Consider the following 7,523-nt stretch of genomic DNA (forward strand, 5'->3'; position numbering starts at 1 on the left):
ACGTTTTCAGCCTTTTGGTGTTGGCTTAACTGATTTTTCTAATAAGAGAATTAGTTAAGCTTTAAATTTTTTTTAAAAAACTTGACAAAAACAATTTTTGTTATATAATCTATTTACAGATTATATTTTATGTGTATTTTTCCGAATGTCTGCTGATTTCGGGTTTAAGCATGAAATTATTCTTTTGATTTTTTAGTATTGACATTTTAGTGGGACTTAACCGATTTTCTAATAAGATAATTTGGTCAAGTCCCACCTTTTTAAGAAAAAGTTGACAAAAACAGTTTTTGCCATATAATATATATAGCTAAAAATGTTGCAAAAATCAAAATTAATCCGATTGGATTGGGACTTAACAGATTTTCTAATAAAAGAATATAAAAGAATTTCGTTAAGTCCCACTTCTTTTAACAAAAATTTTTGTTAAAAAGTTGGCAAAAATAGTTTTTGCTATATAATTATTATTAATTGAAAAGTAGGAGGAAAACATGAACAATGTTTCAACAAATAATAATTTTAATAATCAAGATATGCAAAATAACGGAGTATCTAAAATGATGAATTTTGAGCAACAAAGTTTTATTGGATGTGAAGTGTTTGAAGAAAAATCAAATATTGTTGTTAAAGAAAAAAGTAAATTGAGCAAGATAGGCAAAAAATTACCAGGAATTAGTAAGCAAGAGTGTTTTAAATTTAATAGAAATATTGATTTTAGCGTGCAAAGAAACAAGCTTGATAAATACGGTGCTAGTGAAGTGGGTACTGTTCTAATTGGTGGAGCTGGACTTAAAGACTTAATGATAAATCGAGTGCTTAAATATTTTGGCATGAGTATACCTTTTGAAGAGAATTTGTATATGCTCAAGGGCAAAGAGTTAGAAAATTTAGGATTTAGAGAATTTGTTAAGGCACATGGTGATGATATTGATGTACTATACAAAAACAAATATGCCAACGGTGTTGATAAATATAATTATTTCAAAAAAATAAATGGTTCAGAAAATTTAGTAGGCTCAACAATTGATGGCTGGTTTATGAATAAGGAAGGTAATAAAGAACTTTTAGAGATTAAGAGTAGTGACTCTAATTATATGAGTAGCGCTATAGCGGAGTACAATAAAAATGGCAATTTCTTAAGTAGTAAGTATTTTTTCAAATACTATGTGCAGGCACAAATACAGCTAGCATGTACCGGACTTGAGTATTGTAATTTATTCTTCTTGATAGATGCTGCACCAGTTAATTGTAAGATACAAAGAAATGACTCTTTAATAACAAAAGTTTTAGAATTTGTTCAAAAATGTGAGCGTGAAGTTTTCAATATAAGAAACGAAATTGCTAAAAACCATGGGATTGATTTATTAATCGCAAGTGATCATGATAATGAAACGTTTATTAATCTTGTTGAAGAGATTGAGGAGTTGGTAGTAAAGAGTGATTTTTATCAATCTGGGGTTGAGTTTGATTGGGTAAAAGAATTTGTAGAGTATGTTGAGTGTATAGACCTTGAGATTAAAACCGAGCAGGCTGCTATAAATCTTGAGGAGAATCTTATTGAGATTGACAAGCTAAAAGCAGAATTAAATAAAATTCAAAATGAAAATAGAAAAAGAGAAAAACCTATAAAAAATCTGCTCAAAATTAAAATTGATAATATTTTGGATAAATATCCACTAATTCATCATATGAATTACAGATTTAAAGAATTTGTGTTCAATTATGATCCTAAGAAAAGGGCAATATCAGATAGATTTACGGAATTTTTAACAACAAGTAATAAGATATTCTTACCAGGCAATATAGCGTATGCAAATAGTGTCCCCTTTTGAATGGGGATACTAAAGAGTTAAAAAAATATTTAACATTGGAGGTTGATCAATGATTATTAGTAAAATAAAACAAAGTAATAATGGGTTACTCACAGAGATACAAAAGTGGGGTTGCTATTTCTTATGTCTGCATTACTACACAAGTTTATTTAAGAAGCTTGAATTTAATGTTTTTGATATAAATGCATCGTATTACAGATTTTTAGGACTTGGATATATTAGGAGTAATTGTTTTATTAAAGATCCTTGTATGATACTTAATTACTACGGAATTAGAAGTAGCGCAAGATATGAAACTTCTCGTTATTTTGGAACTGCAAATGAATTTGAAATAAGTGAAGTTAAAATTAAAGGAGTTGCTGGATTTCACTTTATTGCTACAAAAGAACAAGAGATATTATATGATTCTCTTGATTTAAAGCCTCGTGGAAAAGAATTTAAGGTAACTTCAAAACGTATCTTTAAGTTTAAGTAGTTGCACTATAGCTTTAAACTATTTTTGATAAATTTATAAGCTTGAATTTTGTTTGCAGAAGATAGTCCGTAGATATTGTCAATTTCATGGGTTGAAGAGTATTTCATAAGTTCTTTAATTTGAAAAGAATTATAACCATTGGCTTTTAAATTTGAAATAAATAAATTTCTACATAAATGAAGTGATTTATTTACCTTGAAGCCGGACTTTTTAAGAAGATTTTTGAATTTTTTAGAAATATGAGTAATATCAATTTGATTATCTTTAAATTTATGTTTGGTTTTTTGGAAAAGATAAGTACGCCTTGTATCAAGATTTTTTTCTTCAAAATGATTTTTGTGCGCTATTTCAATAGCCGTAAATTCATTAGCGTCAATGACAATTTCTCTAATACAAGCGACACTTCTTTTTTTTGCTACATTTACTTTTATATTGTAAAGAATTTCACCAGTTTTGCTGGGTAGAGTAGTAATATCTTGCATTTTTACTTTTTGAATTTCAGTGCCCCTACACCCAGTTATTAAAAGTAAATATACAAACCACCCAGATATTGGATCAATTTGTTTTAGTTGTTTAATACATTTTTCAATTAGTTTTTTAGTTTTTGGAGTTATATAAAACTTAGGACTGGGTTTAAGATTTTCTTTTTTGGTTTTAGATGAATTTTTTAGAGAATTTTTAAGAATTTTATTTTCATTTAGTAGATTTTGATAATTTTTTAGTAGGTTGAGGATAAAATCAGAACTACCATTATTTAAATTAAGATAATTATTAATGTCCATAAAATCTACTCCTTAAAAGTGTTACTTTTAAATTAAGTAAAAGTAATAAAAATAGATAAAAATTACATTTTACATTTTACCAAAAACGCAAAAATTTAGTCAAATTTAGGTGCGTCTCATTGCATGCGAAATTTGGAATGTAGGATGGCTATAGTAAACAGAAGTGGCAATTTCTAAGGGGTGCACCCAAGAAAGATATAATACTTTGGGTGATATATAGCAAAGACCCTGAAATTTGATTTATATGTGTTTTGTGATCTTTTGTAATGAGTTTGACATTTGCAATGGAGAGATTTTCTAAGTTTGGTTAAAATTACATTTGAGTTTTGTTACTATGTAATTCAAAATGTAACAAAATTAATTATTTAAATCTTTAAAAAAATTGTATATAATAGGTATTGCATTATCTTTAAGACTTATGGAGTAATTTATGAATAAAAATATGAATAAAAATATGAGAATGTTTATTATTTGTGTTGTTTTTGCACTGATAAGTTCTTGTGGAAATTTTACAAGTAGTTCAAGCGAGCATGGTAGTTTAAGTGAGCAAGTAAGTAGTGATACAATAAAATTTTCTGAATTTACTGTAAAAATTAAATATAAAAAAGGCAATAGTGGCAATTGGACAGATTTGGGAACTTTAGTTATAAGAAAGGAAGAATATGGTATTGCAACAGGGTTGAATAATGATAATGAAGGAGGAGGACACACGGCGACATTATTTTCATTAGAAGAGTCAGAAGTTAATAACTTTGTAAACGCAATGACTAGAGGGGGATCATTTAATGCCGATTATTATTATGGTTATCAAGAAGGAGAAGATTATAAAAGCAAAAACATAGAAACAAAAATAGAAACTATTAATGGTTCTCAATTTATTACATTTTTTGGAAAAGATAATTCATATGCAATTTTATTAGAGGAGCTTAAAAAGAATTTGAAATAAACTTTTATATCATAGGAGATGATTTTTATGAATAAAAAAATAAGAATGTTTGTTATTTGTGTTGTTTTTGCACTGATAATTTCTTGCAAGAATGATGTAAATAGTAAAGATTTAGAAACTTCAAAACAAAGTTCAGAGCAGGAGTTAGAAAGTTCAAAACAAGTAGAACAAGAGATAAAAAAAGAATTTAATGGATTGTTAAATATTTTAGAGAAAAAAGACATATCTAATTTAGATGAAAAAGATACAAAAGAGATTGAAAAAACAATTAAAGATTTAAAGGATAAAGTAGATAAATCTGATGCTAAAACAACTTCTCTTAAAACATATTCTGAGTATGAAAAAACATTAAAAGAAATAAGAGAAAAATTAAAGGATAAATTACAAGACAAGAAAGAACTTGAAGATAAATTAAAGGCGCTTGAAGAGAGTTTAAAAAATAAAAAAGAAGCGAGAAAAAAAGCCTTAGAAGAGGCTAAGGGGGAATTTGAAAAGCTTCAAAGTCAAGTTAAATCTGCAACTGGAGAAACTCATGGGCAGCAAGCTCAGAATCAAGGACAAGTTGGAAAGCAAGCTTGGACAAAAGCTAAAGAATTGGGTTTAAATGTAAGTTATTCTGGTAGTACTGATACTAGTGATATGTCAAGTGGAATAATAACTAATGCGCTTAAGCAAATTGAAGAAGAACTTAAAAATTTTGGAGAAGGGACTCAAAATTCAGAAGAGAAAAAATAAAGAAAATGGTTTTCACAAGTATAAAATATGAAAAACAAGACTAACAATTAGTCTTGTTTTTATTTATAAAGTATTAACTTCGCTAAACAGTTTAATATTAAACATTTTTCAATGGTTTTTGTAATTTCCTCCTTTGCTAAAATTTTAGCATATATAATTGTGTTTTTGCTATAATAATCATATGATAGATAATATGCATGCTAATAAAGTTTCAGATTTTTATGATAATTTAGATAAGGAAACAAAAAAGGAAATACACATCGCTTATGAAATAATAAATGATCCTTTAGGACCACCCACAAAAGAATTTATTAAAGGGGTTTTAAAAGATAGATATCTAATAGAAAAATATAGAAGTTCCAAAAATGTTGAGATTAATTATAGCTACAAGGAAGGAATGCTAGAAAAATGTTTGGAAAAATTAGGAGATGATGAATCTATCAATTTTTTGTTTTTTGTTAGTTTTATTTTTTATAAGATAGTACGAAAAGTCTCGAAACGAAACCAACCACATGCGATTGAAGAATTTAAAGATATGTTATTTATAAGTATACACTACTATGACAAAGGAATTTTCACAAGTAATAATTTTATGAATGAAGTGAAATATTTTTACAAACTTACAAAATCAAGGTTTTTAAAAATACAATAAATTATTGAACCGCTATTTTCATAATCTTTGGTTTAGAAATAGAAGCGAGCTATATCAATAAAAGCCAATAAATATGAAATACTCCTCAATAGATATCAAGAAGTTATCAGTTTATGTTAACAATTCATCAAATTGATTTACTATTTAGAGTAACAAGTTGTTAATTTTGTTACTTTAGGGTAATGCTTTTGAAAAGAGTTAAAAGATCTTTTGATGATTATGTTGCATATTTTAGAGAAGGCTCATTAAATGATGGAGAAATAGCGACTAGACTCGGAGTTTCTAGAGTAAATGTGTGGAGAATGAGGCAAAAATGGGCAAGCGGGGAAACTTCTGTTGACGAGAATTCTAGAGTAACAATTAGTGAAGATACTTTTGAACACCTTGTAGCACAAACTTTTAAATCTGAAGTTAAGGCTAAAAAAGCTAAGGGCGAATTAGATTTAGAGCGCTCTAATTTAGAATTGGGATTTATACGTGCATTTAAGCAATATTCTAGTATTGAACTTGCTAGTATGTTTTCAAAAATAGATGATTTAAGATTTAAAATTGAATCTTTAAATAAACAATGTAACAAAAAAAATGCAAAATGTATTACTGAAGAAATTAATTCTTTAAAAGATGAACTTGATGATCTAATAAAGGAGTGCTCAATAAGGGAAATGGAGCTTTACTATGAATGTATGAAAAGACTTGCTGCTGCTCATGAAGTTGAGAGCAAAAGCAACTACAAAAGTAGTAAAGGACATAAGTGAACTTATATCAAACAAAACTTTTTACGACACTTCAAAAGCAATATAAAAATCAGTTTGGAGTTGATATATCGCAGTTTGTAAAGGTAACAAACTCTTCAATCAATTTTGATCAGTTTGAAGAAGAATATTTAACCGTAAAGCAAAAGAATGTGATAAAAAGCATTCAAAAGAACAACGAAAAGAAGATTATATTTAGTGGTGGTATTGCTAGCGGTAAAACATATCTTGCATGTTATCTGTTTATTAAAAGTTTAATTGCAAATAAAAAGCTATACTCTAGTGATACTAATAATTTCATTATAGGCAATTCTCAACGTTCAGTTGAAGTTAATGTTTTGGGGCAATTTGAAAAGATATGTAAACTTCTTAAAATTCCTTATATTCCAAGACATACAAATAATTCATATATACTGATAGATTCACTTCGTATTAATTTATATGGCGGGGATAAGGCAAGTGATTTTGAAAGGTTTAGAGGTAGTAATTCAGCGCTTGTTTTTGTTAATGAGGCCACTACTTTACACAAACAAACTTTAGAAGAAGTGCTAAAAAGACTCAGATGCGGACAAGAGACTATTATTTTTGATACTAATCCCGATCATCCAGAGCACTATTTTAAAACTGATTATATTGATAATACAGCGACTTTTAAAACATATAATTTTACAACTTACGATAATATACTTCTTAGTAAAGGATTTATCGAAACTCAAGAGAAACTCTATAAAGATATACCAACATACAAGGCAAGAGTTTTACTAGGAGAATGGATAGCAAGCACCGATTCAATTTTTACACAAATTAATATTACCCAAGATTATGTGTTTAGCAGCCCTATAGCATATTTGGATCCAGCATTTAGTGTTGGCGGGGATAATACTGCTTTATGTGTTATGGAGAGGGTTGATGATAAATATTATGCATTTGTATTTCAAGACCAAAGACCAGTAAATGATCCTTATATTATGAATATGGTCAAGACTGTTTTAGAAAATTTCAATGTAAATACACTTTACTTAGAAGATAGGGACAATACTAAAGGTGCGGGGGCATTGACTCGTGAATATATGACTCTTAGAAACAATATGGGCCATTATTTTAGAATTGTACCGGTTAAACCAAAGTCCAATAAATTTAGTAGAATAACATCGTTAATCACACCGTTTACTTACAAGAAACTTTATATTGCAAAGTACAGCAGTTCTTCTGTATTTAATGATATTTACGCTTATAAAGGGGATAACAAAACCCATGATGATGCACTTGACGCAATGTCGGCTGCATATTTGATGTTGTCTTTAGGATATAAAGAGCGAAGTATTCATTTTGGCAGCCAAAAATTTTTGTAA

Annotated in this window: 8 protein-coding genes; 7 read left to right on the forward strand and 1 reads right to left on the reverse strand. The window is 28.1% G+C overall.

The annotated features are described in order from the left end of the window. Positions 1-488: 488 nt before the first annotated feature. The gene (locus QIA27_RS06130; protein ID WP_418906381.1) at positions 489-1,829 is read left to right on the forward strand and encodes a DUF244 domain-containing protein; all 1,341 of its coding nucleotides are present in this window, start codon (positions 489-491) and stop codon (positions 1,827-1,829) included. A 49-nt stretch (positions 1,830-1,878) separates the two neighbouring features. Next, on the forward strand, positions 1,879-2,304 hold the full coding sequence (locus QIA27_RS06135) for a DUF261 domain-containing protein (protein WP_418906382.1): 426 nt from the start codon (positions 1,879-1,881) through the stop codon (positions 2,302-2,304). A 5-nt stretch (positions 2,305-2,309) separates the two neighbouring features. Here QIA27_RS06135 and QIA27_RS06140 read toward each other — a convergent pair whose 3' ends face one another. Then, positions 2,310-3,086, reverse strand: coding sequence for a site-specific integrase (locus QIA27_RS06140; protein WP_418906383.1), 777 nt, complete (start codon positions 3,084-3,086; stop codon positions 2,310-2,312). 442 nt (positions 3,087-3,528) lie between these two features. Here QIA27_RS06140 and QIA27_RS06145 point away from each other — a divergent pair, with 442 nt between their 5' ends. The 5 genes from QIA27_RS06145 to QIA27_RS06165 all read left to right on the forward strand — a co-directional run bounded on the left by QIA27_RS06145 (position 3,529) and on the right by QIA27_RS06165 (position 7,523). After that, entirely contained in the window at positions 3,529-4,032 is a 504-nt protein-coding gene (locus QIA27_RS06145; RefSeq protein WP_418885706.1) for an Erp family outer-surface lipoprotein, read from the forward strand. 27 nt (positions 4,033-4,059) lie between these two features. Next, positions 4,060-4,767 (forward strand): ErpL protein, encoded by a 708-nt coding sequence (locus QIA27_RS06150; protein ID WP_418906384.1) that lies wholly within the window; start codon positions 4,060-4,062, stop codon positions 4,765-4,767. Positions 4,768-4,948: 181 nt separating this feature from the next. Beyond that, positions 4,949-5,419 carry a DUF643 domain-containing protein gene (locus QIA27_RS06155; protein ID WP_418885691.1) on the forward strand — a complete coding sequence of 157 codons (471 nt, stop codon included), beginning with the start codon at positions 4,949-4,951 and terminating at the stop codon, positions 5,417-5,419. A 188-nt stretch (positions 5,420-5,607) separates the two neighbouring features. Continuing rightward, entirely contained in the window at positions 5,608-6,174 is a 567-nt protein-coding gene (locus tag QIA27_RS06160; protein ID WP_418885637.1) for a DUF603 domain-containing protein, read from the forward strand. Further along, positions 6,171-7,523, forward strand: a complete 1,353-nt coding sequence (locus QIA27_RS06165) for a PBSX family phage terminase large subunit (protein WP_418885720.1) — start codon at positions 6,171-6,173, stop codon at positions 7,521-7,523. Before QIA27_RS06160 ends, QIA27_RS06165 begins: the two co-directional genes overlap by 4 nt.

This window comes from [Borrelia] tanukii (assembly GCF_030439725.2).
Lineage (GTDB): Bacteria > Spirochaetota > Spirochaetia > Borreliales > Borreliaceae > Borreliella > Borreliella tanukii.

Bases quoted from the DNA above. Each gene is read 5' to 3' on its own strand.
- QIA27_RS06130 (WP_418906381.1), top strand. From the start codon at position 489: ATGAACAATGTTTCAACAAATAATAATTTTAATAATCAAGATATGCAA.
- QIA27_RS06135 (WP_418906382.1), top strand. From the start codon at position 1,879: ATGATTATTAGTAAAATAAAACAAAGTAATAATGGGTTACTCACAGAG.
- QIA27_RS06140 (WP_418906383.1), bottom strand. From the start codon at position 3,086: ATGGACATTAATAATTATCTTAATTTAAATAATGGTAGTTCTGATTTT.
- QIA27_RS06145 (WP_418885706.1), top strand. From the start codon at position 3,529: ATGAATAAAAATATGAGAATGTTTATTATTTGTGTTGTTTTTGCACTG.
- QIA27_RS06150 (WP_418906384.1), top strand. From the start codon at position 4,060: ATGAATAAAAAAATAAGAATGTTTGTTATTTGTGTTGTTTTTGCACTG.
- QIA27_RS06155 (WP_418885691.1), top strand. From the start codon at position 4,949: ATGATAGATAATATGCATGCTAATAAAGTTTCAGATTTTTATGATAAT.